Raw genomic sequence first — 25,384 nt, 5'->3', positions numbered from 1 at the left:
TCAAAAAATATACTCAAAATTTCAACTAATCCTTTATCCACATATAATAAAGACTAGTTAAACGTTAAACAGCATTTCATTCTCAAGTATTCATTCAATTCTTCAGGTGTATCTGCACAATTAGTAAAAACAGTCATTATATTTTTATCATCAATCAAAAATTGATTTTTAAGAATTCCTCCATTCTTACTAACTACGGACAATATAAATTCCTTCAAAAACCATAATAGCTGTTTACCTCTAAAATAATATTCTATACAACCACGGTAGTCCTCTACAGCATTATCAAAAGTACTTCGTATATATTCTTTTTTATCCCTGAAATGACTCAACTCAGCTGTAAAATCCCTACCGTTCTTCTCACCCCCAATTTCAGATTTCTCCCTCAATCTTTCCTCATACATCCTCTCAAAATAATTGAAACTTATATCTTCAATTAATAATTCAATCTTATTATGCCTGATTTTAACGTAATTAACCGCATTATTTTTCAAATCTAACAAATCAAAGTCTACTTTAAATTCGTTCAAGTGACAACAAATTGCCCAAAGGTTCATCTCTGTTAGATAGTCAATAAATTCTCTATATCTTGCATTAAAACATCCCAATACTCTACCGAACTCCGGGTCATCATCATTTATTCCAAAATGTACTTTCAATATTCTTTTGATTGCTTCAGAACTCACATAGAAGTTCTCGACTGCATATTTTGGAGTCATATATATATCAGAATTAACTTGGTGATGTCCATAGTCTTTATCTATAAAAAATAATTTATTTTTTAATTTATAACCCTCCTCATGAGTAAATTTATTAACTAATTCCAACACCTTACTCTTGCCGCCAACTTCATACGTGTTAAAATTTTCAGCAAACTGTTGTATTCGACAATCATAATATTGCCTATCTTTTCCTTCATAAAACACAAAATATCTATTTGGATTATTTTTTACATCTCTCGTATACTTTTCCCATACAACTGAAGGTTCTTTTAAACTTTCTTGATGATTTTTTATTGTTACTGATTTCAAATTATTCTCCCCTTACTTAAAAGGTGATCCACCATTGCCTTCATTTTCTAATTGGAACATGATTTCATTCTTATGAATTTATTTAGATTCTACAATATACTTATCAATTTCCTCTGCATAATCTAGCATATTACTATAAATAAATGGAGAGTGTGTTACTGCGACTAGAAATACACACTTTTTAGCTTGAGAAATATCATAGATAAACTCCTCTTGCCAAGGTACTGATAAAGATATTTCTGGTTCATCAAATAGAATTATAAGATCCTTTTCTTCCTCTAAGAAAATTTTGGAAAAAGTTGAAATTAATTGTTTCTCACCTGACGAAAGATTTCTTAACTTAATAAAACTTTCAGTATTTTCTCCTTTGTTATCGGTTCTTTTTATTCCCAACTCTAATAACTGTGGGTTGTAAAAATATTTTTTCCCAAAGAAATATTTATTCACTCTCTCAGTAAATTCATTAATTCTACTGTCAATATTTTCTAAAACTTTATAATTTTCAATAATACTCGTGACTAAATACTTTAGATATACATCACTATGCAATTCTCCGTTTTTAATTCTATCTAAAATATTAGATTTAGTTTCATCAGTGATTTTTTCTCCTAATCTAGAAAGTGCAATTTCAACTTTATGTAAATCAAAATCCTCACTAGGTATATTTTTTCCTTTATCAGCATTAGCAAATAGCTCTAACAATCTACTAATCATGACATCGTAGCTTTTATTGGTTTCTTTGCTAATTTTGTTTAATAAACTATTTATTTTTTCTTCAACATCTTCCATCCCGAAATGTATTAATTCTCCGCTAGATTTATTATTAAACGCACTTATACCTGGTTCTTCTCTAAAAATAATATTGAATTCTTTTAAATCTTCCTCAATTCTTCTATAGGTTGGAAAGTATAATATTTTGTACCTATTTTTAAAATCTTCTATCTTAAGTATTAACTTCATGTAGCCAGAGGGAAAGACTCTACTCAAAACTTCAGGTAACATTACTACAATCATTTGCAAAGGATATTTTTGTAAAAGATGATATCTATTATAAATTGATGATACTTCATCAAACTTTAAATTTTTAGATTTATCTAGTCCTGATAAATCCGACACTAAATCCTGATTTTGTTTAATTCTTTCTACTAAATAAAACAACTCACGTTTAATATTTGAGGTTATATGGTTTGAATTCTGTATATTTATCTGAATAATTTCTTTTTTAGTAATCTGCAACTGTTCTTCACCATAAAATTTAATCTCAATACTATCAAAAACAAAACTTTCTAATTTTTTATAATTTAAATCAAGCAAATAGTAAAACATTTCAAGAATTGTTGTCTTACCACTACCATTTTCTCCAATATAAATAGTCTTATCATTCTTAAAATTTAACTCCACATCATAATAATTATAAAGATTATTAATCTTAAATTTCTCAATTAAAGGCATGCGATTACTCCTTAATAATTTTATTTGTTACAATTATACCAAAAAAACAAGCCTTAATGCTTGTTTTTACAAATGTTATTATAATCAATTTGCTTTATCTTAAACCTTCAATTTCTTAATGTCTAAAATGTCTCACGCCTGTGAAGACCATAGTCAAGCCGTATTTATCAGCAGCTTCGATAGACTCTTGGTCACGTACTGACCCACCTGGTTGAATGATGGCCTTGATACCAGCTTTGGCGATTTCTTCCACGTTATCCGCAAATGGGAAGAAGGCATCTGAAGCAAGGACAGCGCCGTCAAGACGGTCTTTAGCTTGGTCAATAGCAATACGGACGGAAGCCACACGGTTGGTTTGACCTGGGCCAACACCAAGTGTCATGTGGTCATTAGTCACGATGATACCATTTGATTTGACGTACTTGATGGCTTTCCAAGCAAACTCAAGAGCAGTCGCTTCTGTCTCAGTTGGTTGGCGTTTAGTCACCACTTGCCAGTCAGCTGGGCTTTCTTTGACAACGTCTTGGTTTTGAACGAGGAGACCACCAACAACACCAGTGTATTCTGCTTCTGCTTCACTGGCATCTTGAGCATCAAATGGCAAAGCTAGGATGCGCAAGTTTTTCTTCTTAGTTGTCAAGATTTCAAGCGCTTCGTCAGAATAGCTCGGTGCAATAATGATTTCAAGGAAAACTCCGTGCATTTTTTGAGCTGTCGCAGCATCCACCTCACGGTTGAGAACGACAATACCACCAAAGATGGATACTGGGTCAGACTCATAAGCGTAATCCCAAGCAGTTTCGATATCGTCAGCTTGACCAATCCCACATGGGTTCATGTGTTTGAGAGCCACAACTGTTGGACGATCTTTGAAATCACGAATGATACGGATAGCGGCATCAGCATCACGGATATTGTTGAATGACAATTCTTTACCGTTAAGCTGTTTAGCTGAAGCAATTGAGTAAGCTGTTGGCAAACCTTTTTGATAGAAGTCTGCGTCTTGTTGAGGGTTTTCACCGTAACGCATTGGTTGCTTAAGGTCATAAGTCAAAGTGAGTTTCTCAGGTTTACTTTCCCCCACTTGAGCTGTGAAGTATTCCGCAATCAAAGCATCATAAGCCGCTGTGTGACGGAATACTTTCGCTGCCAAACGTTGGCGAGTTTCGTAAGAGGTTTCGCCGTTGGCTGCCAATTCGTCAAGCACAACAGCGTAGTCAGCAGGATCTACCACAACTGTGACACTAGCGTGGTTCTTCGCTGCAGAACGAAGCATAGATGGCCCACCAATATCGATATTTTCAACCGCATCCGCGTAAGTCACATCTGGTTTAAGGATGGTTTCCTTGAACGGATAAAGGTTTACCACAACAAGGTCAATCAATTCGATATTATTGTCTTTAGCTGATTCCAAGTGGCTATCCAAGTCACGACGAGCGAGAAGACCACCATGGATATTTGGGTGGAGAGTCTTGACACGACCATCCATCATTTCTGGGAAACCAGTCACATCGTCGATGGCAATGGTGTCCACCCCAGCATTGTCAAGTGCAACCTTGGTCCCACCTGTCGAGATGATATCCCAACCAAGTTTTTTAAGTTCTTGGGCAAATTCAACAATGCCCGCTTTGTCTGAGACTGAAATAAGTGCTCGTTTAGTCATTTTTCTTCCTTTCCTTGAATCAAGAGGCTCTTTCACATCATTTAAACTAGAGACTGACGATTATAGTCTGTAAGCTGATTCCCCAGTTCTTGTAGCAAGTCCCTAACTTCAAGCTTACTTGTTTCACTTTCGTAAACACTTCGCAGTTCGGCATCTGTCGCACCAATCAAGGTTACAAATTCCACTTTTCCATGCGGAGTATCTATGGTATTAGCTAAATCATCAGCAGCAGTCAAGAATCCTGTCAAATTAGACTTCTGCTGGGCATCAATGCCTACTGTCTGCTTGGTATAAATGTATTCTTCTGGCAAGACCACTTTACCTGTTTGAAAAATATATCTTGCCACATATTGTAGCAAACCACAACCATTTTTAATTTCTTCTTCGTCATTATTTGATTTCTTTAACTTAAAAGTCAATTCAATCCCATAACCACTGTATTCAGGGTCTTCGCTTTCTTTTGTATATAATTCTGACAAGCCGTAGCTAACAAAATGCCAAAACTCTCCTGCATCATAAACACTAATACCATCAAGCGGATCTGGCCCACCTAACATATACTTAATAACCGTTCCATAATGAAGAGGATTTGGCTGATCAGGATATATACGATTAAACTCTGCATCAATGGCTTCCCATCCTGGAGCACTATCATCTGTATTTTCAGATTCAACAACAATCTTGTCTTCATCTTTAATCGGTTTTTCTTCGCCAGAAGATTTTTTCTTAAAAAAATCAAATAAACCCATAAATTCTCCTTAGCTGATGGCCTTTATCCCTGCTACAAAATCATCTCTGATTTCCTTCTTACTTCCTCTCCACTCCCAAATGTTCCAATACTTCTGGATAAAGTTTGTACTCTGTTTCGTGGATGCGAGTCTCGAAAGTATCAAGGGTATCCCCTTCAAGGCGTGGCACACGGACTTGTTTGATAACCTTACCGGTATCAACGCCAGAGTCCACCCAATGAATGGTCACACCGCTCTCAGCAAAACCTGCATTCCAAGCATCCTCAATACCATGAGCTCCTGGAAATTCAGGGAGATAAGCCGGATGAATATTGATGATACGGCCTTCATAAGCTGCTAGCAATGTTGGGCCGACGATTTTCATGTAGCCTGCGAGACAAACCAAGTCAATCTGATGTTCATCCAAAAGTTCGACGATGGCTCCTTCATAGTCTACCTTGTTCTCAAACTCTTTAAGTTCAAAGGCATAAGATAAAACACCAAGCTTTTCTGCACGTTCAAGGACGTAGGCATCCCGATGATCTGAAAAGACAAATTCTACTGGAAATTGTTCCGCAATCACCTGAAAGTTTGAGCCGTTACCAGAGGCAAAAACAGCAATCCTTTTAGCCATTATTTAATCACCACACTTGCATCTGTCTTCTTCACAATACGACCGATTTCATAAACTGGTTCGTCAAGAAGTTCTTTGACACGTTCCACATTCTCTGGTTTTACTGCAAGCATGAGACCAATACCCATGTTGAAGATTTCAAACATTTCTTCGTGTTTGATTTGGCCATATTTTTCAAGAGCTTTGAAAATTGGAAGGACTGGCACTTTGCTTTCGTCAATTTCAGCAGCCAAGTCATCCGCGAACATACGTGGTACATTTTCGATGAAACCACCACCTGTGATGTGGGCAATCCCGTTGACCAATTCTTCTTTGATGAGTGGCAAAGCAGCTTTGACGTAGATACGAGTTGGTTCGAGTAGGACTTCCTTGAGTTTCTTACCTTCTAACTCAGGCAATACTTCTTCACCTGTGTAATCAGCAAAGACACGACGCACGAGTGAGTAACCATTTGAATGGATTCCGCTTGAGGCAAGTCCAAGAATCACATCTCCTTCAGCTACTTTTGAACCGTCGATGATTTGAGATTTTTCTGCAACACCAACAGCAAAACCAGCCAAGTCATAGTCATCTTCACCATACATACCAGGCATTTCAGCCGTTTCACCACCGATAAGGGCTGCACCGGCTTGTACACAACCTTCAGCCACACCAGCAACTACTTGTTCTAGTTTAGCTGGTTCATTTTTACCAGTTGCGATATAGTCAAGGAAGTAGAGAGGCTCTGCACCTGCAGCAATGATATCATTGACACACATAGCCACACAGTCTTGTCCAATGGTATCGTGCTTGTCGTACTTGATAGCCAGCATAAGCTTTGTTCCAACACCATCTGTTCCTGAGATCAAAACCGGTTCTTTGACACCTGTTTTTGAAAGGTCAAACATGCCACCAAAACCACCAAGAGCTCCCATAACACCTGCACGCTCCGTACGTGCCACGTGTTTTTTGATCCGTTCAACAACTTCATAACCCGCTTCAACGTCCACACCAGACTGCGCGTATGCATTCTTATTTGTCATTTTTTATTCCTTTTCTTTTTTTGAGAAAGACTGCGACGTATTTTTAGATAAACAATTATTTTATTTAAAAATACTAGTCAGGTCTCTAGCTTTGGTCCCATAAGAGAAAGCGTCTACTGACAAATGCTTTAGCTTTTAGTCAGTAGTGAGACGTGGAGCATATGCATTCTTATTTGTCATTTGTTTATTCCTTTTCCTTCAATGGGTTTTTTTATTCGTAAAAACTTGTTTTTTCTCCTAAACTTCTACGATATTCTTCTTCATAGTCATAGAGAGGAGTTGGATATTTCCCATCAAAGTAAGCCACACAGAGACCGCCATTTGGCGCATCTGTTTCAATCCCAATAGAGTCAATCAAGCCATCAATCGAAAGATAAGTCAGGCTATCCGCACCAATGATTTGGCAAGTTTCCTCGACGGTATGATTAGCCGCAATCAACTCCTGACGTGTCTGGATATCAATCCCGTAGAAACATGGATAGGCAAGAGCAGGACTACCAATGGCAACGTGGACTTCTGATGCTCCTGCTTCTTTCAAAAGCTGAACAATACGACGAGATGTTGTTCCTCGCACGATAGAGTCATCAATCATGACCACACGTTTGCCTTTAACGACACCAGAAACGGCAGACAATTTCATTCGAACTCCTTGCTCCCGCAATTCTTGAGTCGGCTGAATAAAGGTCCGTTGTGTATATTGGTTCTTGATAAGACCCATTTCATTTGGCAGACCTGATTCTTCGGCAAATCCCATAGCTGCGCTGAGTGAGGAATTTGGTACCCCAACTACAATGTCAGCTTCATGCTTGAACTCACGTGCCAATTGAGCTCCCATTCGCTTACGTGCCGTATGGACATTGACACCATGGATATTGGAGTCGGGACGGGCAAAGTAGATATACTCCATGGAACAGATTGCCAGCTGAGTATCGTTTGTATAGCTGTCATACTGGATGCCATTGTCATCAATGATGACAATTTCGCCTGGTTTCACATCGCGAATCCACTCCGCACCGATTACTTCAAAGGCACAGGTCTCAGATGAAACCACTACTGCTCCATTCGCCATTTTCCCGATTGACAGAGGACGGAAACCATTTGGATCAAGCGCTGCAATCAGCTTATCTTCAAACATCAAAAGATAAGCAAAACCACCTTTGACAAGACTGAGCGCTTCCTTAATTTTACCCATCAGGTTTGGATTGTGGCTACGGCGAATCAAGTGAGCCAAGATTTCTGAATCAGAAGTCGAGCTAAAGATTGCCCCTCTTTGTTCCAATTCTTGCTTGAGCGATTCTGCATTGGTCAAATTCCCATTGTGAGCCAAACCAAACTGCATATCGTGAAAGCGGAAGAGAAAAGGTTGGATATTGTCTACAGAAGCTTCTCCCGCAGTCGCATAACGCACGTGCCCAATCGCTCCAGTCCCTGTCAATTTATCCAAATTAGCAGGATTTTTGAAGACTTCTGATAAAAGCCCCATATCACGATGACGCTTCAATTTCCCTTGGTCATTGGAGAGGATCCCTGCCCCCTCCTGACCACGGTGCTGAAGACTATGGAGTCCAAAATAGGTCATTTTGGCAGCATCTGGGTGGCCCCAGATACCAAAAACACCACATTCTTCATTAAGAGATTTTACTTCGTATGTCATTTTATATACCTAATTTTTATTTCTGTATCATTCCTTTAGTAATACTACAGCGGAATGATACGGTAGAAGCTCGTTTCACCCACAACAACAAATCATTTACAATTATCGCAAGTTAGATCTACTTGATTTTACATTTACTGATGGTTATCTATTAGAAAATCTGCAAATCTTATTTCCCAGTAAAGTATTTAACCGCTGATGCAAAGAGATGTTGATCTTTATTTCCTGGAATATTTTGGAAGAGACCGTCTTCGAAACGTTCTGAGTGACCCATTTTACCAATGATTTGACCGTTCTTGCTGGTGATACCTTCAATCGCATTCACAGATCCGTTAGGATTGTATTTTGAATCCATGCTTGGTTTACCTTCGAAGTCAACATATTGGGTAAAGATTTGACCATTGTCGCGAAGCTCTGCAAATTCCTCAGCTGTCACGACAAATTTACCTTCACCGTGTGATACTGGGATGGCATGGATGTCACCAACTTCTACTTCGGCAAGCCATGGTGAGTTGGTGTTGGCAATACGTGTCTCAACCATCTTGGCCACGTGTTGGTTAGCATCATTGTAGAAGAGGGTTGGACTCGTGCTGCTTGCATCTTCAAAGTTTCCATATGGAAGAAGACCTGATTTGACAAGAGCTTGGAATCCGTTACAGATACCGATGATCAAACCACCACGGTCGATGAAACTATCAATGGCTGCACGCACTTTTTCATTGAGCAAGATGTTAACGATAAATTTAGCTGATCCATCTGGTTCATCGGCTGCTGAGAAGCCACCTGCAAAGAAGATAATATTTGCTTTTTCGATATTATCAACCATGGTGTCAACAGACTTGACAATCGCTTCTTCATTCAGTGTTACAAATGGTACCAAGTTGACTTTGGCACCTTCTTTTTCAAAGGCCTTAGCTGAATCATACTCAGAGTTAGTACCTGGGAATACCGGGATGTAAACCACAGGTGTCCCAACTGTTTCTTTAGCTTTGATCACAGCATCTGATGCCACTGCAGGTACTTCTTCCAACTCAGTTGCTTGTGCAAATTCCGTTGGGTAAACCTCTTCCAATTTACCTTGGAAGGCACTGTCAAGTTTGTGTCCATCAAGTGTTACACCATTGACAGTAAGTGTAAAGTCAGCTACTGTTCGTCCAATCTTGGCAACACCTGCAATGTCTTCAGGCGATGTGAAGACGAATCCACCCAATTGAGCTGTCAAGCTAGTGTCAAGGCCAGCTAATTCAACGTTTGCACCAATATGGTTACCAAATGTTGCAAGGGCAAGAGCTTCAACCACACCACCATATTTGACAGCTGATGCAGATGTGACTTTATGGTCAGCTTGAATTGCTTCAAATTGAGCAAAGTTAGACTTGATAAGATCAAAATCAATTTCTTGTGCCAAAGCTTGACCTGGAATATAGTAAATATTTTCACCAACAGCCTTAAATTCTGGAGATAGGACCTTACGGCTATCTGCTGTTGTCACACCAAAAGCAACCAAGGTTGGTGGTACGGTCAATTCTTCAAAGGTACCAGACATAGAGTCTTTACCACCGATAGATGGCAAACCAAGTTGAATCTGAGCTTCAATGGATCCAAGGAGAGCAGCCACTGGTTGACCAAAACGCTCTGCTTGTTTATCCATTCGCTCGAAGTATTCTTGATAAGAGAAACGAGCCTTAGACCATTTTGCACCAGCAGCAACCAAACGAGCAGTTGCTTCGATAACCGCATAAGCAGCGCCATGGTATGGAGACCATTCTGCTACATAAGGGTTGAATCCTTGCGCCATGACAGAAGCAGTTGTTGTCACACCATGTTGAACTGGCAATTTCTGTACAGAAGCTTCCGTTGGTGTGATTTGGTAGCGACCACCGAGTGGATGATTAACTGTTGAACGACCAACTGAGCTATCAAAGATGGTTTGTAAACCTTTTTGACTGGCATGGTTAAGGTCAGCCAAGACTTCAAGAGTATCAGCTTCAAGGGTTTCAGCAGATGTTTGACGTTCTTCTGGAAGCTTGACATCCTTGTCAACCACCTTAGCATCTACAACCACACGTACACCGTTTGTATCAAGGAAACGACGTTCCAAATCAACAATGGTTTCACCATTCCAGTGCATGACAAGGTTTGGTTTCTCAGTCACCGTCGCAACGACAACAGCATCAATATTTTCTTTGTTACATGCTGCAATAAAGGCAGCTACATCTTCTGGACGAACCACTACAGCCATACGCTCTTGAGATTCAGAGATAGCAATTTCTGTACCGTTCAATCCTTGGTATTTCAATGGTACTTTGTCTAGATCAATTTCAAGACCATCTGCCAATTCACCGATAGCCACACAGACACCACCAGCACCAAAGTCATTTGATTTCTTGATTAGACGTGTCACTTCTCCATTACGGAAAAGACGTTGAATCTTACGTTCTTCGATGGCATTCCCTTTTTGAACTTCAGCACCAGCTGTTTCAACAGATTCAACCGTTTGAACTTTAGAAGAACCTGTCGCACCACCGACACCGTCACGTCCAGTCTTACCACCAAGCAAGATAATCACATCACCTGCTTCAGGTTTTTCACGGACAACATTTTCCTTAGGAGCCGCACCGACAACTGCACCTAGCTCCATACGCTTAGCGACGAAACCTGGGTGGAAGTATTCACGAACATAAGTTGTTGCAAGACCAATTTGGTTACCGTATGAAGAATAACCGTGAGCCGCTGTTTTAGAAATCACCTGTTGTGGCAATTTACCAGCGCGAGTTTCTGAAATTGGAGCTGTGATATCACCAGCACCTGAGATACGCATGGCTTGATAAACGTATGAACGTCCTGACAATGGGTCACGAATGGCACCACCGATACAAGTAGCTGCCCCACCAAATGGTTCAATTTCAGTTGGGTGGTTATGAGTTTCGTTTTTGAACATGAGGAGCCATGGTTCTTTGACACCATTAACATCCACTTCAATTTCAACAGAGCAGGCATTGATTTCATCAGACACTTCCATGTCGTCCAAACGATCATTGGCACGCTCATAGCGACCAAAAATAGTCGCCATATCCATCAAGGTTTGAGGTTTTTCTGTGCGTCCCAACTCATAACGCATGGCAATATACTTGTCATAAGTCGCTTGCAATTGTTTTTCAAATTTAGAAGCTGAGAAGTCGATGGTTTTCAACTCAGTTTCGAAAGTTGTGTGACGGCAGTGGTCAGACCAGTAAGTATCCAAAACCTTCAACTCAGTCTCAGTTGGCACACGTCCAATAGATTTGAAGTAATCTTGAATGAAGAGAAGGTCATCCACTTCCATTGCCAAGCCTTGCTCTGCCTTATACTGTGCAAAATCTTCTGCTGTATAGCTTTCAAAGAAATCCAAGTTTGGAATGGTCTTGTCAGACTCAGAGAAATCCTGCTTCGCAATGCCAACAGTGATATCTTTGAAACGAGAATCCACTGGATTCAAGAGGTAATTTTTGACAGCTTCCAACTCATTCGCATCAATATCCTTGTTAACCAAGTAAAGTTGCGCTGTATTAACTGTTACATCATTTGAACTACCAAGCAACAGCAAAGCTTCTTGTGAAGATGCCGCACGTTGGTCAAATTGACCCGGCAAACTTTCGATAGCAAAGAATGCATACTTCTCAAGATCAGCCTTAACCGCAGCCTCGTCCAAAACAGTATCGGTCACTTGTTCAGAGAAGATATGTTTTTCCGCACGCGCAAACAAGTCCTCTGCCAAATTAAAGACATCGTAAACCTGAACGATTCGAAGATCATTCAACGTTTTCAACTGAAGATTATGCTGCAATTCTTTTACTAATGAGTCCGATTTCACACGAAAATCAGCTTTTTTCTCAACGAAAATACGTTTATCCATTTTATTTCCTTTATTTCTATTCAAATAGGTTATCGAAGACGAAGGTTTTCCGTTTCAAACAAGTTACTTCAAGCCCTGCAATTTTTCTAAAACGACCTTGTAAACATCCGTTAAACTGCCCAAATCTCTACGAAAAACATCTTTATCCATGTGATGACCTTCCGCATCCCAAAGACGGCAGTTGTCTGGTGAGAATTCATCTGCCAAGATAATCTTACCGTCCTTATCAAAACCAAATTCCAATTTGAAGTCAATCAAGCCAAGACCAATTTGTGCAAACCAATCTTTCAGCAATTCATTGATACGACGCGTTTCTTCCTTGATATAAACAATTTGCTCATCATTGGCAATATCCAAGAACTTCACATGCTCATCATTGATGAATGGGTCATCCAAATCATCGTTCTTGTAGTAAAATTCAACGATTGGAGTTTCCAGATTCAAACCTTCTTCCACACCAAAACGTTTTGAGAAAGAACCCGCAGTCACGTTACGAAGAACAACCTCCAAAGGAATGATTGTCACTTTCTTGTTGAGTTGTTCTGTGTCAGAAATACGTTCGAGAAAGTGTGTCGCCACACCAGCCGCATTCAATTTTTCAAAAATAAGAGACGAAATCTGATTATTCAGCACACCTTTACCCTCAATGGTCTCTTTGCGAGCTCCATTCAGCATGGTTGCCTGGTCCTTGTAGACCGACTTAATCACATTTTCGTCTTCTGTAGTATAGATATCTTTAGCTTTTCCCGTATAAATAAGTTTACTGGACATTTTCTTGTTCGCCTTTCGTATTACTTTACATCATTCTAACACAACAGACACCAAAAATCAAATATTTCACGAACTATATTTGATATCATATCTGAAAAAGTACAGAAAAATCGCAAACGAATTTTCATTTGCGATTTTCTAAGATTGAATTGAGTTAAAATGAGAACTTTATTCTTGTTTCAAAAAACGATCAAGATAGTAGCGTAAAAAACTCTTCCTACCTGTAATCATAGTCAAATGACCTTCAAGTCCATAACGAAGTTTTTCTGCTTGTTCAGCATTCAAATCCGTCTCTGCCTCTAATTTAAAGAAATTACCCTTTTCTGTTTGAGTCGCACTGGTATCGATATTCGTAATCTTGGAGGTCAATACTAGCTGCTTATTGGCATCCGTTACTGTTGTAAATCGTACCTCATTTCCATGCTTGAGACCAGCCACTTCCTTAGAACTGATATAAGCTGTTAGTTTTGCCTTCCTCTCTTTAGCCAACTGTGGAAAAAGATGAGCGAGGATAGTTCCTTCTGGAATGATGGTAGATCGACTATGCTCAGGATTCAAATGTAGAACACCATCTTCTGTTGCTGTAATTTTCCCCTTCTCTAAAAGATTCCCTTGAATCTTTTTACCTGACTCCGCTTCAAGAATTTTCTGATCCAAGAGCGTTAATTCCTGGCCTACCTTGGCAAGTTGCTGAGATTTTAATGATTCCAACTGACTTCCCAATCCAGATGCATAAGCTTGCTGGGCTCCTGAACCTGCATACTGTACTCGATAACCTGCAAGAGTTGACTCCAACTGAGTGATTTGAGCATCTAGCTGAGATAAGGCCTGCTGTTTGGCTTCCGATCCTTGCTCCTTTGTCGACTGATAAATAGCATAAGCTGGATGATCACTCTCTAAGTGTCCATCACCCTGAATAGCAGACTTGGCTTGCTGATATTCTTTAATTTTGGACTGGGTTTCGCCGATGATATTGCCTAATTCTGCCTGACTACCACTGGCTGCTGCATTTTGAGATGATATACTAGCATTTTGTTGCTCAACCTGACTTCGCAGACTAGCAGCTTGATTTAGATAATCTAAAAAACTATGCTGATAGCCAAATTTATCTGCTTCAGGAAATTGATCACTTCCTGCTTGAAGACTTGCTTTTAAATACTCCAGTTGAACCTTCTGATCCTTGAGTATTTCCAACTGACTAGCATAATTTTCTGCCTGAACTGCTTCTGCTCCCTCTTGGTATTGAACGAGAAGATCCCCTTGCTTGACAAACTTATTTTCAGCCAAATGATTCGCCACAATCTTACTATTACTACTAGACTGAATGGTAGCAATGATACGAGCAGGTTCTACCGTAGCTCCAGCTGTCAAGCTTATCTCCTTTTGTGCAAAGATTGAAAAAATGATCAGGAACAAAAACAAGATAAAACTTGGAAAAATCACATAACTAGAAAAATTATGGTAACGACGATTGTAAAACTCAGCACTTTCTAAAAATTCTGATTGCATCTTTTCTCCTCTCTAACTATTCACCAAGTGGGCATAAAAACCACCCTGAGCCAGTAAATCCATATGTGTACCCTCTTCGACAATCTTGCCTTGATCCAAAACGACAACCTTCTCTGTCCGCTCAGCAATGGTCAAACGGTGGGCGATGAAAACCAAGGTCTTGTCTAAAGCCATGAGATTATCCACGATTCGCTTCTCTGTCAAAATATCCAGACTGCTAGTCGCCTCATCCAAGATCAAGACAGGCGCATCAGTCAAGAGAGCACGCGCCAAAGCGATCCTCTGACGTTGCCCACCTGAAATGCCAGCTCCATCCGAAGTCAATTCTGTCTGGTAATTCAGTGGCATGCGCTCAATATCCTCCCGAATCTCTGCCAACTCCACTGCTCTCAAGATATCCTCCTGGGTCGTCCCCTCCTTAGCTCCGAGGAGAAGATTCTCCAAAATCGTTCCGTTAAAGACGTAGGGCTGCTGAGGCAGGTAGTTGATATACTGGCGCAGAGCCTTTTTATCAATCTGATTGAGATTGACACCACCCAGACTAATCTCCCCCTGACTAGGATCATAAAAATTAACCATCATCTTAGCCAAGGTCGTCTTACCCGATCCTGAAATCCCTACAAAAGCCACTTTAGAGCCTTGTGGAATGGTTAGATTGATGTCCGACAAAACATCTCGACCATAGCCATATTTGTAGTGAACCTGCTTGAAATCCATATCTCCTTCTAGCAAGCTCAAATCCGAGACTGTTTTCTTTTCCTCAAACTCAGATGCAACCAGATAAACTTCATTGAGACGGTTATTGGCAACCTGCGCTGTCTGAAGTTTGGTTTGCAGATTGATGATATTTTCCAAAGGATTTGTAAAGTAAATAAGCAAGGTATTATAGGTAATCAACTGGCCCAAACTCATCTTATTATCCATGACTAGGAGAGCCCCCATCCAGAGAATGGCAACATTGAGCAAAAGTTGGGCAAGCTTTTTCAGAGCCTTTTGCTGACTTTCTGCCCGACTGTAAGTAAAAGATTTTTTCAGATAATCTACAAATTCCTTGTCAATCTTTTGGTAGCGTGAACTTTCACTAGTTAAGGACTTGATGGTCTCAATGCCATTGATGTCCTCAATGATAGAAGAAGACAGAACCGCATTAGCTTCCATAGTTTCCCGATTCATCTTTTCAAATGGCTTCATAAAAGCAAAGATAATCACTGTGTAGATAGGAAGGGCTAGTAAGCTCATGAAAAAGAGATTGCTATTCTGCGAAAATAGAACTACTGAAATAATCAAGACAGTAGATACATCCAAAAAGATTGACAGAATGGTCGAAGCCAGTGCATCGATGATACTATTTGCATCCGTGAAACGAGACACGATTTCCCCTGTCCTTCGTGTTGCAAAAAAGGACATAGGTAAATGAAAAACGTGCTTGATGTAGGATAAAATCACGTCAATGGACAAGCGTTGCCCCAAAACAAGTAAAAGATACTCCTGGGCATAAGATAAGATTTGCTGAAGGACATAAACGATGACTAGCCCTATCGAAATAATTCCCAGTGTCGAGCGCATCTGATCTGGTACATAAGTGTCAATGATAGACTGCAGATAATAAGAACCCACAATGTTAATCAAGGTCACCAAGAGGGTCGCCAAAACGATATTGACAATCAAGCCACGCTGTTTCACTAATATAGGGATAAAGGAGAGAAGCCCATTTTTTTGTTCCTTATGAGGCTTATAACTCGGAGATGGAGCCATAAAAATGGTGATTCCTGTCCACTCCTTGGCAAAGCGCTCACGAGAAATCTTGGTCAGCTTAACACTAGGATCTGGATCAGCAATATGAATGTTGTTCTTGTCCTGGCCAGTCACCACATAATAATGGAGCAATTTCCCTTCCTTGAGCACATGAGCCACAAAAGGAAAAGTTACATCCGGCAAATCAAACAAGGTCATGTCCGCCTTTATTGCTCGCGTCTCAAAACCTATCTCCTCAGCAACCTTGACTAAGCCTAAAGCCGTAGTCCCATCCATGGTCGTCTTGGCCAACTCTCGCAAGTGAGCCAGAGAATAATAACTACCATAATAACCAAAGACCATGGCCAATGCAGCCACACCGCAGTCCATCTGGTCTACCTGAGGACGATAATGCCGTTTACTAAATTTCATATCCTACTCCTTTTCCTAACAATCTCCAAAGAAAACTTTGTAAGATTATTTTATCCAAACAAAGAAGCAAAAAGAAAATTATTTCTAAAAAAACAATAACTGCACCTGAACAGCACTTTTTCCTACATAAAAATAGGTAGAACAAACGTCCTACCTAAAATATATATTTATAAAGATTTCTTTTTCTTCCTAATTCCTTTGTCAATCATGTACAAAACGATAATCGAAAACAGCGGTGGTACAATATAACTCTTTTCACTCATTGTCAGCTGAAATCCCAGAGTTGCTAGTATCTTGAGAATAAACATATTCATCAGAAATAAGAAAAGGAACGTTAGAAAGATTTTTAAAGTCTTATTCATTTCCATCCTGATTATCTTCTTTACCTCTTATTTTCTGGATAGCATGATATTTTACCGCTATGTAAATGATTAAAAAAAGTAGAGGATAAGAGAATAAATCTGAAAGTTCCATGAAATTTACACTATACTTTCCTAGCAATAGTTTATAGTCTATTAAAACTTGCATGATAGAAAGTACAATACGTACTAGTAGAAGCAGCTCTAATAATATCACTTCTTTTTTAAACATACGAATATCTTTCTAACTAAAATCAGACTACAGTTCATCAGCTTAACACCCCAACATTCCTCAAGATTGCCCTAATACTGGAGCCACAAAATTCAAATTCATTTTATCAACCTTTATCACATTTTTCTTCACTTCTATAAAGTAAAATAAATGCCATCCCAAATAGTGAAATCGTAGGTATATCAAAATATTCAAACCATGTAGGTAGATTTATTTTGTTTACATCAGCGACTATTCTAACAATGATATAAACCATCGAACTGCAGCATACAGTAAACTCTAGCCAAGCTTTTTGTAACACTTGAACGACTCTCATCTCAAACTCCAATATGATGGTCCATCAATTTTCAATCTTACTTCCTCTTATTTGATACTTGTACCCTACATAAAACAGACCAAGCAGAATTGGATAGATTTCTAGATAAAACAAGGTATTGATCGGTTTTTTCAAAATCAAATACGTTACAATATAGATAATGACTGACACGATAAAATAACCTTCAGCAAATCCCAATAAAAATTTTTTCATAGCAGACTCCTATTTATCTGACAAGAATGGCAGAGTTTTTCCGCCATTCACACGCACAAAATCCTTTTCATTCAGAGTTATCATTTATAGTTTGGATTATGTTTTGACAAATCCTTGCAAAAAATCCCAAAATAGCCTGAGGCAATCAATCCTACTAAATACCATTTCCAATCAAAGGATAACAAAGAACCTGTACGAATTACATGAATCACGAGATTGAAACCTATTGCTACCAAAGGAACTATAGTGGCTAGTTTAGGTAACAATGTATTGAGATCAGTGTTACGATTCATAATTGATTTCCTTTTACGATTTGCCACAAATTTTTAAATTAACGTCTACTTCCCAAATGACGCCCATACATATAGGTAACGACTCCTAAAACACCCCAAGCTACTGCTGTAGAAGTAGTAACAATGAAACCTCCCTTAGTTACAGCCAAGTCTTCCTCTGTCATAATAGCAAATTTTTCATCCAGTTTCTTCATCTTTCATCTACTCCTTTTTAAATAATACTAGCTAATCCAATAGCTACTCCAACCAAAAGTCCTACTATTCCTGAGGCTGATATAATTATAGCCGCACATTCTTCTGAGATATTCATTTATTTCTCCATTTTTTTAGTTCTTATTTCATTGATAACAACTAAAAGATGATTATTCTATAGCATTTGCCACATACTAATAATAGTTCTCTTTAAACCTTGTCTTTACCTGAATCTAAATAACTCATCATCAAAATAAGCATCGGAACAAATAACTCTGTTTGGAAATATTTTTCAACATTAAAGGTGATTACATGTAAATCCCCCAATATACAAAGCACTCCAAAAATAATTAAAAAGGCTCCCATTACATTTTTTAGATTTTTCATACAAGTTCACTTCTATCCAAATTTACGTTTTAAATCTTGACCAATTAATCGACCACCAAGGAAAATTGCCAATCCTGCACCAACCGTGGCTATGGTAATTGATCCACCTGCTGTATTCATCAATTCTTCTTCTGTCAATTCCGTCCATTTATTTAAATTCATTTTTTCTCTCCTTATTATTACATAAAATAGCCCCAAGCAATACCACCAATTAGTAAGATACCTCCTACAACTACAGCGGTAACCGACCCCCCATCCACTTCCATCAGCTCTTCTTCCGTAAGAGCTGCAAAGTTCTGTTCCATTTTGTCAAAGTTTGTCATTTGTTTTCTCCTTTATTTTTATAGTTTTTTTGTTTGTGATTGTTAACCTTTAAACCATTTTAAAAGCCAAATTGGATAAATAACTGAAATCATTTTTTCTCTCTTTCCTTATCTTCTCACTTGTCTATTCGAGAAATCATTTTAAAATGAATGAATAAATTTAATTTATTTAAAATACAATTTGATAAACCATGGAAGTAAAATTGGTAAATACATTAATCAAACTCCTTTCCTTTTCTTCTTACTTATCTATTCGATAAAATAATTTCAAAATAAACAACTAAGTCAAATTTATTTTAAAAACCACTTGATCAACCACGGATAAAGACCTGTCACATACATCAGTAATCCTCCTTTTTTGTTCTCATCTCTTTATTCGTAAACTCAACTGTAAAATTTCAAAATCTTATCTTTTTTCGAGAAACAAAAAAACAACATGACTTGCATGTTGCTATATGTTAGATTTTATCTTTAATGGCTTTCAATACATCTGCCACACTTTGGAGGTGATCGATTTCTTCATCACTGATTTCAATTCCAAATTCATCCTCAATGGTTAGGACAAATTCCATCAAATCTACCGAATCAGCATCCAGATCATCCTTCAAGCTCAAGGCCTCTGTGACTACAAAGTCTTCTCCTTGACGTTCTTGGATAATGGTCACGACACGATCAAAAATTTCTTTTTCTGTCATATATATTATTCTCCTGAAAATTCACGCGCAGTTTGAGCAACTACGTCTGTTTCTAGCATGGTACGAATCTGACGAATCGTACTGTACACAGCCTTGGCATCACTTGATCCATGAGTCTTGACAACCGGCGCCTTGACACCAAACAAGACTGCACCTCCAACGTCAGAATAGTTGAGCTGCTTTTTCAAACCTCTAAGACTATCCTTAAGAAGCAGAGCACCAAGTTTTGCTCGAAGTCCACCACCTGTAATAGCATTTTTAAGTAAGCCCATGATTCCCATGGCTGTACCTTCGATGGATTTTAGCACAGCGTTTCCCGTGAAACCGTCTGCCACGACAACATCTGCAACACCCTCCATCAAATCACGCGCTTCCACATTACCGACAAAGTTCAAACTCTCATCAGCTGCTAACAAGTCAAAAGTTTCCTTGCGGAGTGGATCTCCCTTGCTACTCTCTGTCCCATTATTAAGCAAACCAACTCGTGGTTTTGCAATTCCACGAACATTTTTAGCGTAGAAAGAACCTAGGATGGCATATTGATGAAGATGATGGGCTGTGTTTTCTGCATTGGCACCAAGGTCTAGCATATCAAAACCTTTCCCATCAACTGTTGGTAAGGTTGACATAAGTCCAGGTCGGTCAATATTCTTGATGCGACCAACGATGAAAAATCCTGCCGCTAGCAAAGCACCTGTATTCCCTGCTGATAGCACGGCATCAGCCTCACCATCTTTGACAGCCTTAGCAGCCAATACCATACTGGCATTTTTCTTCTTACGAATGGCTTTTGTCGGTTCATCATCCGAATCAATTTTTTCATCCGTATGGATAGTGCTGACTCGTTCTGTAGCTGTTAGATATTGCTTGATTTTGCTTTCGTCTCCATAAAGTTGAATCTCAATATCTGAAAAGTCAGCAAGGGCTTGATTGACTCCCTCTACAATAGCTTGAGGTGCGTAATCGCCACCCATTGCATCTACTGCGATTTTTTTCATTTGTCTTCCTCTTTTAGTAATTGTCCCCAATCAGCTAGGGAATCAATAAATTTCTTTGATTTTAGGTGAATTCCTACGTATTCTTCATAAATTTGATCCATGAACTGACGCAATTCTTGCTTGATTTCAGACTTGAGAGAAATAGTCTCTAAAGTCTCAAAGTCAATAGCTTGAAATTGATTGAGCAGATAGGGAATGTTTGGATTCAGATGACAACGTTTCTCATCCTCATGATAATGCTCAGGACATAAGCAAGCGCCATATTTGAAAGAAAAATCAAAGGCCTGACCCACCCGATGGCAAAAAATACACTCATTAAAGTTAAGACTGATCCCAAAACGTGTCAAAATCTGAATTTCAAAAATATTAGTCAAAACTTGATAATCCAGACCCTCTTCCATCAACTCTAAAGTCCTTTGTAAAAAAGTAAACAAGGGAGCATCCTGTTGATTGTCCTGCAAACTAGCATCTGCCAGAGCTGCCACATAGGTCGCATAGGCCATGACAAAGAGATCACTATTGATTTTTGGAAAGGTCATCACCTCATGGTAGTCTTCAATATAACTAAGCCCATCATCATTGATTCGCAAAAGAAAACGAGCCAGCACCAAAGGTTGAATAACTGGAGCCAGTTTGGATTGACCGGCATGTTTGACAAAAAACATGCGCTTACCGACCTGCTCTGTAAAAATCTTGACTAGCTTGTCATCCTCACGAAAATTACGATTGTAGAGCACCAACCCCTGACTCGTAATAGACTGAATCATGCTTCTCTCATGTACTCCTCAAGACGTTTCATAGCCTCTCTGATGGTTTCCATACTAGCCGCATAAGACAAGCGCACATAACCTTCTCCATATTGACCAAAAGCTGCACCAGGGATAAAGGCAACAGCCTTCTTCTGAGCAAAATCCTTCAGAAAAGCAAAGGAATCTTGATTATAGCCTGCTGGAATCTTAGCAAAGATATAAAAAGCACCATCTGGTTTGATAATCTCAAAACCAAGGTCAGTCATCTTCTCGATAATGTAGTCCCGACGTTGGATATACTCCTTCTTCATCGGCTCTGCATCATTCTTACCAGCCGTCAAGGCTTCCACCGCAGCATGTTGAGCCATAGTATTTGCAGCAGTTACCAAGTACTGGTGACTCTTGATGAGTTGAGCTGTGAAGTTTGCTGGTGCGAAGATAAAGCCTAAACGCCAACCTGTCATGGCATGTGATTTAGATAGACCGTTGATGATAATGGCCTGATCTCTCAGCATAGTCCCCAAAGAGACATGATTTTCCCCTGTATAAGTTAATTCTGAGTAGACCTCATCACAGACAACGAAAACCTCATACTTACGTAAAACGTCTGCCAAGGCTTCCAACTGTTCGCGACTATAAGTAATTCCAGTTGGGTTGGCTGGATAGTTAAGAATAACAGCCTTGAGCTTGTCACCCTGCTCCAGAATCGCCTTCTCCAGCATTTCAGGAGTCAAGACAAAACCGTTCTCAGTCGTATCAATCTCGACAATCTCCGCGCCAACTAGATTGACAATTGGTTCATAACCAGGATAGGCAGGAGCTGGCAAGAGAACCTTGTCTCCCTCTTCTAAAATAGCTGTCAAAGTAGCTGATAGGGCCTCTGTCGCACCAATTGTAACCAAGATTTCATTCTCTGGATTATAGTCCAGCTGGTATTTTTCTCTTACAAAATCACTAGCTGCCTGGCGTAAGGTCATCAAACCACTCATCCCTGTATAGTAGGATTGGTTTTGGTCAATGGCTCGCTTAGCTGCCTCCTTGACATGGTCTGGAGTTGTAAAGTCAGGCTCTCCCAATGTCAGACGTAGAACCCCAGGAATCTCAGAAATAGCCTGGTCAAACTGACGAATCAAGGAAACTTGAATCTTATCTAATTGTTTATTAAATCGCTTGGTTAAGTCCATAGATACCCTCCTTGCTTAAAGAACATATGTCTATTATACTACAAAAGCTCTCTGACCGCAAAATCACACTAGCATAAGCAACTGATGTATGTTCATTTAAATTCATTACAACACTACGTTTTTAGAATACTCAATGAAAATCTCATGAAACTAGGAATCGAGGTGAAAGCATAACTAAGGTTAGGTAAGCCGAAGATGACAACGTATTAGGAGATTTTCGACGAGTATTGAGGAGTTGCGTAAGGAAATAAATCGGATAGGAGTCAATATAAATCAGGTCACAAAAAAGTAAACGAAGATAATCAGGCTAACCTAAATGAATTTAGTCAGATTCTTGAATTTCAGAAACATTTGAAAGATACAGTCAGACAATTTATTCAAAAACAAGAAAATCAAACAAAGGTACAGGACAGATGGTTGTAATAAGAATTATTGTTGACATTCTCTCTTATTTGTCCTAAACGATAACTAAGGATAAGATGATGTCGAGTGACTAGTAACAGTTTGCTCAAATGTTGCTGATGATTCAGGTTCAGGTTCGGCACTACCTTCAGCTTTAGGTTGTAAAGAACCCGCTCCACCACTGGTCCTATTCGTTTCACTCTTGGAGTATATTCAAGAGTTTTTTTTCTTGCAAAAAAAGTTCAAAAAATATATACTGGATATACACGATATAGAACGGAGATATACCATGACTAGATCACTTGTTAAGCAATATAATTTTAAAATCAATGAGTTAGCAATGGAACAAGCTAGAGCCATTATCAAGGAAAAAGGAATGACCATGACGGATGCTATCACTCTTTTTATAGAGCAGATTGTCCTCGAACAGGACTTGCCAATCAAGACTGCAGAAGATTTACACCGTGAACAGTTGATTGAGGAATTACAAGCTCAATCCGAACGAGCCTTAAGAGAATATGAAGCAGGAAAAGGGACTTCCCTAGACAGTATGAGGGCACGCTATGGCTTATAAAGTTATTATTTCTGATGAAGTGAGCCAAGCTATTGACAGTATTCATGATTACATCACTACTGTTCTTTTATCACCTCAGTCTGCTAAAAATACTGTGGGTAAAATTTTAGATGGCTTAAAAAGTTTAGAAGTCTTTCCTGAGGCTGGTTTTGACGCCGATGAAAAAATTGGTGTAAAGATTAATAGTAAGTACCCTACACGAGGAAAAATTATCGGTCAGTATGTCTTACTCTACTTCATCGACCAAAAACGAAACACTGTTTTTTTATCTCACCTATTCCACATAAAAAGCGACTATGTCACTTTGCTACAAAATGGTAATAAAAAAAGCTCAACTGATTGAGACATCTTTCTTTATTTTATAAACTCCGAAACCTTAATTTATGGTACCGTCTTGGTTTAACAATACGCTGTATATATAATATTTTACAGCTACTTTTTCTTTAGAAACGTTGATTTAATAAGGATTTAAATATTACAGAGTATACCTTTGTAAAATACGGTTTTGCTAATCTTCGTTACAACTATTCTAGCACCATTATTGATTACTAGATCGTAATGTCATTTCTGAGTGGATAGTCAGAAAGTGGCTAGACAAGCGCGACAAAAAAATATAACCTGAGTTTAGTTTTAATATGACTAGATAAACAGAAATACCAGAGGTGGAGCTCTGGTATTTCTGTTTTTGCCAAGACTTCGTTACAGTTCTTGTACAGCTATTATCACATAAATTTGAGAAACTTGTCAAATAATTATTAAACTTTACTTTTCTTCGAGATAAGATTATAATAAGGAGTATTTATTTTCGGAGGTTTTTATGTCATTTCTATCAAAAAATTGGGCAGGACTGTTAGCCTGTCTGATCATTTCTATCATCTCTTGGGTTCTAGGAGGCTTTCTGCCTGTTGTGGGAGCACCTGTTTTTGCCATCTTTATTGGCATGATTCTCCACCCATTTCTCACTTCCTATACACAACTGGAAGCCGGCTTGACTTATAGCTCCAAAAAACTGCTTCAGTATGCTGTTATCTTGCTTGGGTTTGGACTCAATATCTCTCAAGTTTTTGCAGTAGGAAAATCTTCGCTCCCTGTCATTCTATCCACCATTTCTATAGCCTTGATTGTTGCCTATCTTTTCCAGCGCTTTTTTGACCTAGATACAAAGCTAGCTACCTTGATCGGTGTTGGTTCCTCTATCTGTGGCGGTTCTGCCATTGCAGCGACTGCTCCTGTCATCCATGCCAAGGAAAAAGAAGTCGCACAAGCCATTTCTGTTATCTTTTTCTTCAATGTCTTGGCAGCTCTTATCTTCCCAACTCTAGGAACCTGGCTCCATCTTTCCAACGAAGGCTTTGCTCTCTTTGCAGGAACTGCGGTCAATGATACTTCCTCTGTAACAGCCACTGCCAGCGCCTGGGATAGTCTTTACCAGTCCAATACTCTCGAAGCTGCCACCATTGTCAAATTGACCCGTACCCTAGCTATTATCCCTATCACTCTCTTCCTCTCTTACTGGCAAAGTCGTCAACAAGGAAACAACCAAGGGGTAAAACTTAAAAAAATCTTCCCTGTTTTCATTCTCTACTTCATCCTAGCTTCTCTGCTAACCACCGTCCTTACTTCCTTCGGTGTCAGCAGCAACTTCTTTGCACCTCTCAAACAACTGTCTAAATTCTTCATCATCATGGCCATGAGCGCTATCGGCCTCAAAACCAACCTCATCGCTATGATTAAGTCCAGCGGTAAATCCATTCTTCTTGGTGCCCTCTGCTGGATTGCCATCATCCTGACTAGTCTCGGGATGCAGACCCTTATCGGTATTTTCTAATACTCTTCGAAAATCAAATTCAAACCACGTCAACGTCGCCTTGCCGTAGATATGTGTTACTGACTTCGTCAGTTCTATCTACAACCTCAAAGCAGTGCTTTGAGCAACCTGCGG

General features: G+C 39.1%; 27 protein-coding genes. 3 read left to right on the top strand and 24 right to left on the bottom strand.

Annotated features, from left to right (window positions below; genetic code table 11):
• Window positions 1-53: 53 nt before the first annotated feature.
• The 24 genes from ADM33_RS08810 to ADM33_RS08705 form a co-directional block, all read right to left on the bottom strand.
• Window positions 54-1,031 (bottom strand): DUF4435 domain-containing protein, encoded by a 978-nt coding sequence (locus tag ADM33_RS08810; protein WP_049504601.1) that lies wholly within the window; start codon window positions 1,029-1,031, stop codon window positions 54-56.
• 78 nt (window positions 1,032-1,109) lie between these two features.
• Window positions 1,110-2,483: an AAA family ATPase gene (locus tag ADM33_RS08805; protein ID WP_239684829.1), complete on the bottom strand. Its 1,374-nt coding sequence runs from the start codon at window positions 2,481-2,483 to the stop codon at window positions 1,110-1,112.
• A 115-nt stretch (window positions 2,484-2,598) separates the two neighbouring features.
• Window positions 2,599-4,146: a bifunctional phosphoribosylaminoimidazolecarboxamide formyltransferase/IMP cyclohydrolase gene (gene purH, locus ADM33_RS08800; RefSeq protein WP_049504600.1), complete on the bottom strand. Its 1,548-nt coding sequence runs from the start codon at window positions 4,144-4,146 to the stop codon at window positions 2,599-2,601.
• A 41-nt stretch (window positions 4,147-4,187) separates the two neighbouring features.
• A complete protein-coding gene (locus ADM33_RS08795) occupies window positions 4,188-4,895 on the bottom strand; it encodes a suppressor of fused domain protein (protein ID WP_049504599.1) in 708 nt (235 codons plus the stop codon).
• A gap of 58 nt (window positions 4,896-4,953) precedes the next feature.
• Window positions 4,954-5,508 (bottom strand): phosphoribosylglycinamide formyltransferase, encoded by a 555-nt coding sequence (gene purN / locus ADM33_RS08790; protein WP_049504598.1) that lies wholly within the window; start codon window positions 5,506-5,508, stop codon window positions 4,954-4,956.
• Window positions 5,508-6,530, bottom strand: a complete 1,023-nt coding sequence (purM, locus tag ADM33_RS08785) for a phosphoribosylformylglycinamidine cyclo-ligase (RefSeq protein WP_049504594.1) — start codon at window positions 6,528-6,530, stop codon at window positions 5,508-5,510. The genes purN and purM overlap by 1 nt, the downstream gene beginning before the upstream one ends.
• A gap of 211 nt (window positions 6,531-6,741) precedes the next feature.
• Entirely contained in the window at window positions 6,742-8,184 is a 1,443-nt protein-coding gene (gene purF, locus ADM33_RS08780) for an amidophosphoribosyltransferase (protein WP_049504593.1), read from the bottom strand.
• Window positions 8,185-8,353: 169 nt separating this feature from the next.
• On the bottom strand, window positions 8,354-12,079 hold the full coding sequence (locus tag ADM33_RS08775) for a phosphoribosylformylglycinamidine synthase (protein ID WP_049504591.1): 3,726 nt from the start codon (window positions 12,077-12,079) through the stop codon (window positions 8,354-8,356).
• Between the two features lie 63 nt (window positions 12,080-12,142).
• Window positions 12,143-12,850: a phosphoribosylaminoimidazolesuccinocarboxamide synthase gene (purC, locus tag ADM33_RS08770; protein WP_049504589.1), complete on the bottom strand. Its 708-nt coding sequence runs from the start codon at window positions 12,848-12,850 to the stop codon at window positions 12,143-12,145.
• A gap of 168 nt (window positions 12,851-13,018) precedes the next feature.
• Window positions 13,019-14,359 carry a bacteriocin secretion accessory protein gene (locus ADM33_RS08765; protein WP_049504587.1) on the bottom strand — a complete coding sequence of 447 codons (1,341 nt, stop codon included), beginning with the start codon at window positions 14,357-14,359 and terminating at the stop codon, window positions 13,019-13,021.
• Between the two features lie 12 nt (window positions 14,360-14,371).
• Complete coding sequence (gene comA / locus ADM33_RS08760) at window positions 14,372-16,525, bottom strand: peptide cleavage/export ABC transporter ComA (protein ID WP_049504585.1); 2,154 nt, start codon at window positions 16,523-16,525, stop codon at window positions 14,372-14,374.
• 167 nt (window positions 16,526-16,692) lie between these two features.
• Window positions 16,693-16,887, bottom strand: a complete 195-nt coding sequence (locus ADM33_RS11780) for a hypothetical protein (RefSeq protein ID WP_049504617.1) — start codon at window positions 16,885-16,887, stop codon at window positions 16,693-16,695.
• A complete protein-coding gene (locus tag ADM33_RS08750; RefSeq protein WP_049504582.1) occupies window positions 16,880-17,116 on the bottom strand; it encodes a hypothetical protein in 237 nt (78 codons plus the stop codon). The genes ADM33_RS11780 and ADM33_RS08750 overlap by 8 nt, the downstream gene beginning before the upstream one ends.
• Before the next feature lie 106 nt (window positions 17,117-17,222).
• Entirely contained in the window at window positions 17,223-17,432 is a 210-nt protein-coding gene (locus tag ADM33_RS08745; RefSeq protein WP_049504581.1) for a hypothetical protein, read from the bottom strand.
• Window positions 17,433-17,456: 24 nt separating this feature from the next.
• On the bottom strand, window positions 17,457-17,645 hold the full coding sequence (locus tag ADM33_RS08740; RefSeq protein ID WP_049504578.1) for a hypothetical protein: 189 nt from the start codon (window positions 17,643-17,645) through the stop codon (window positions 17,457-17,459).
• Window positions 17,646-17,725: 80 nt separating this feature from the next.
• Entirely contained in the window at window positions 17,726-17,938 is a 213-nt protein-coding gene (locus ADM33_RS08735) for a hypothetical protein (RefSeq protein WP_049504576.1), read from the bottom strand.
• 38 nt (window positions 17,939-17,976) lie between these two features.
• Complete coding sequence (locus ADM33_RS11600; RefSeq protein ID WP_162837517.1) at window positions 17,977-18,132, bottom strand: hypothetical protein; 156 nt, start codon at window positions 18,130-18,132, stop codon at window positions 17,977-17,979.
• 208 nt (window positions 18,133-18,340) lie between these two features.
• Window positions 18,341-18,517, bottom strand: a complete 177-nt coding sequence (locus tag ADM33_RS11595) for a hypothetical protein (RefSeq protein ID WP_000793176.1) — start codon at window positions 18,515-18,517, stop codon at window positions 18,341-18,343.
• A gap of 12 nt (window positions 18,518-18,529) precedes the next feature.
• The gene (locus ADM33_RS08730) at window positions 18,530-18,679 is read right to left on the bottom strand and encodes a class IIb bacteriocin, lactobin A/cerein 7B family (protein ID WP_001052545.1); all 150 of its coding nucleotides are present in this window, start codon (window positions 18,677-18,679) and stop codon (window positions 18,530-18,532) included.
• 17 nt (window positions 18,680-18,696) lie between these two features.
• A complete protein-coding gene (locus tag ADM33_RS08725) occupies window positions 18,697-18,840 on the bottom strand; it encodes a class IIb bacteriocin, lactobin A/cerein 7B family (protein WP_049504573.1) in 144 nt (47 codons plus the stop codon).
• Between the two features lie 458 nt (window positions 18,841-19,298).
• Complete coding sequence (locus ADM33_RS08720; protein ID WP_049504569.1) at window positions 19,299-19,535, bottom strand: acyl carrier protein; 237 nt, start codon at window positions 19,533-19,535, stop codon at window positions 19,299-19,301.
• Between the two features lie 5 nt (window positions 19,536-19,540).
• Window positions 19,541-20,533 carry a phosphate acyltransferase PlsX gene (gene plsX / locus ADM33_RS08715; protein ID WP_049504567.1) on the bottom strand — a complete coding sequence of 331 codons (993 nt, stop codon included), beginning with the start codon at window positions 20,531-20,533 and terminating at the stop codon, window positions 19,541-19,543.
• Entirely contained in the window at window positions 20,530-21,300 is a 771-nt protein-coding gene (gene recO / locus ADM33_RS08710; RefSeq protein ID WP_049504566.1) for a DNA repair protein RecO, read from the bottom strand. Before recO ends, plsX begins: the two co-directional genes overlap by 4 nt.
• Window positions 21,297-22,466: a pyridoxal phosphate-dependent aminotransferase gene (locus ADM33_RS08705; protein ID WP_049504564.1), complete on the bottom strand. Its 1,170-nt coding sequence runs from the start codon at window positions 22,464-22,466 to the stop codon at window positions 21,297-21,299. The genes recO and ADM33_RS08705 overlap by 4 nt, the downstream gene beginning before the upstream one ends.
• A 691-nt stretch (window positions 22,467-23,157) precedes the next feature.
• Here ADM33_RS08705 and ADM33_RS08700 point away from each other — a divergent pair.
• The 3 genes from ADM33_RS08700 to ADM33_RS08690 all read left to right on the top strand — a co-directional run bounded on the left by ADM33_RS08700 (window position 23,158) and on the right by ADM33_RS08690 (window position 25,270).
• Window positions 23,158-23,442 (top strand): type II toxin-antitoxin system RelB/DinJ family antitoxin, encoded by a 285-nt coding sequence (locus ADM33_RS08700; protein ID WP_049504562.1) that lies wholly within the window; start codon window positions 23,158-23,160, stop codon window positions 23,440-23,442.
• Window positions 23,432-23,785, top strand: a complete 354-nt coding sequence (locus ADM33_RS08695) for a type II toxin-antitoxin system RelE/ParE family toxin (RefSeq protein ID WP_049504560.1) — start codon at window positions 23,432-23,434, stop codon at window positions 23,783-23,785. Before ADM33_RS08700 ends, ADM33_RS08695 begins: the two co-directional genes overlap by 11 nt.
• Before the next feature lie 474 nt (window positions 23,786-24,259).
• Entirely contained in the window at window positions 24,260-25,270 is a 1,011-nt protein-coding gene (locus tag ADM33_RS08690) for a YeiH family protein (protein ID WP_049504558.1), read from the top strand.
• Window positions 25,271-25,384 lie beyond the last annotated feature (114 nt).

The organism is Streptococcus oralis, from assembly GCF_001075875.1.
Lineage (GTDB): Bacteria > Bacillota > Bacilli > Lactobacillales > Streptococcaceae > Streptococcus > Streptococcus oralis_I.
Note: the sequence above shows the minus strand (reverse complement) of the source record. Positions and strands in the feature narration are given on the sequence as shown.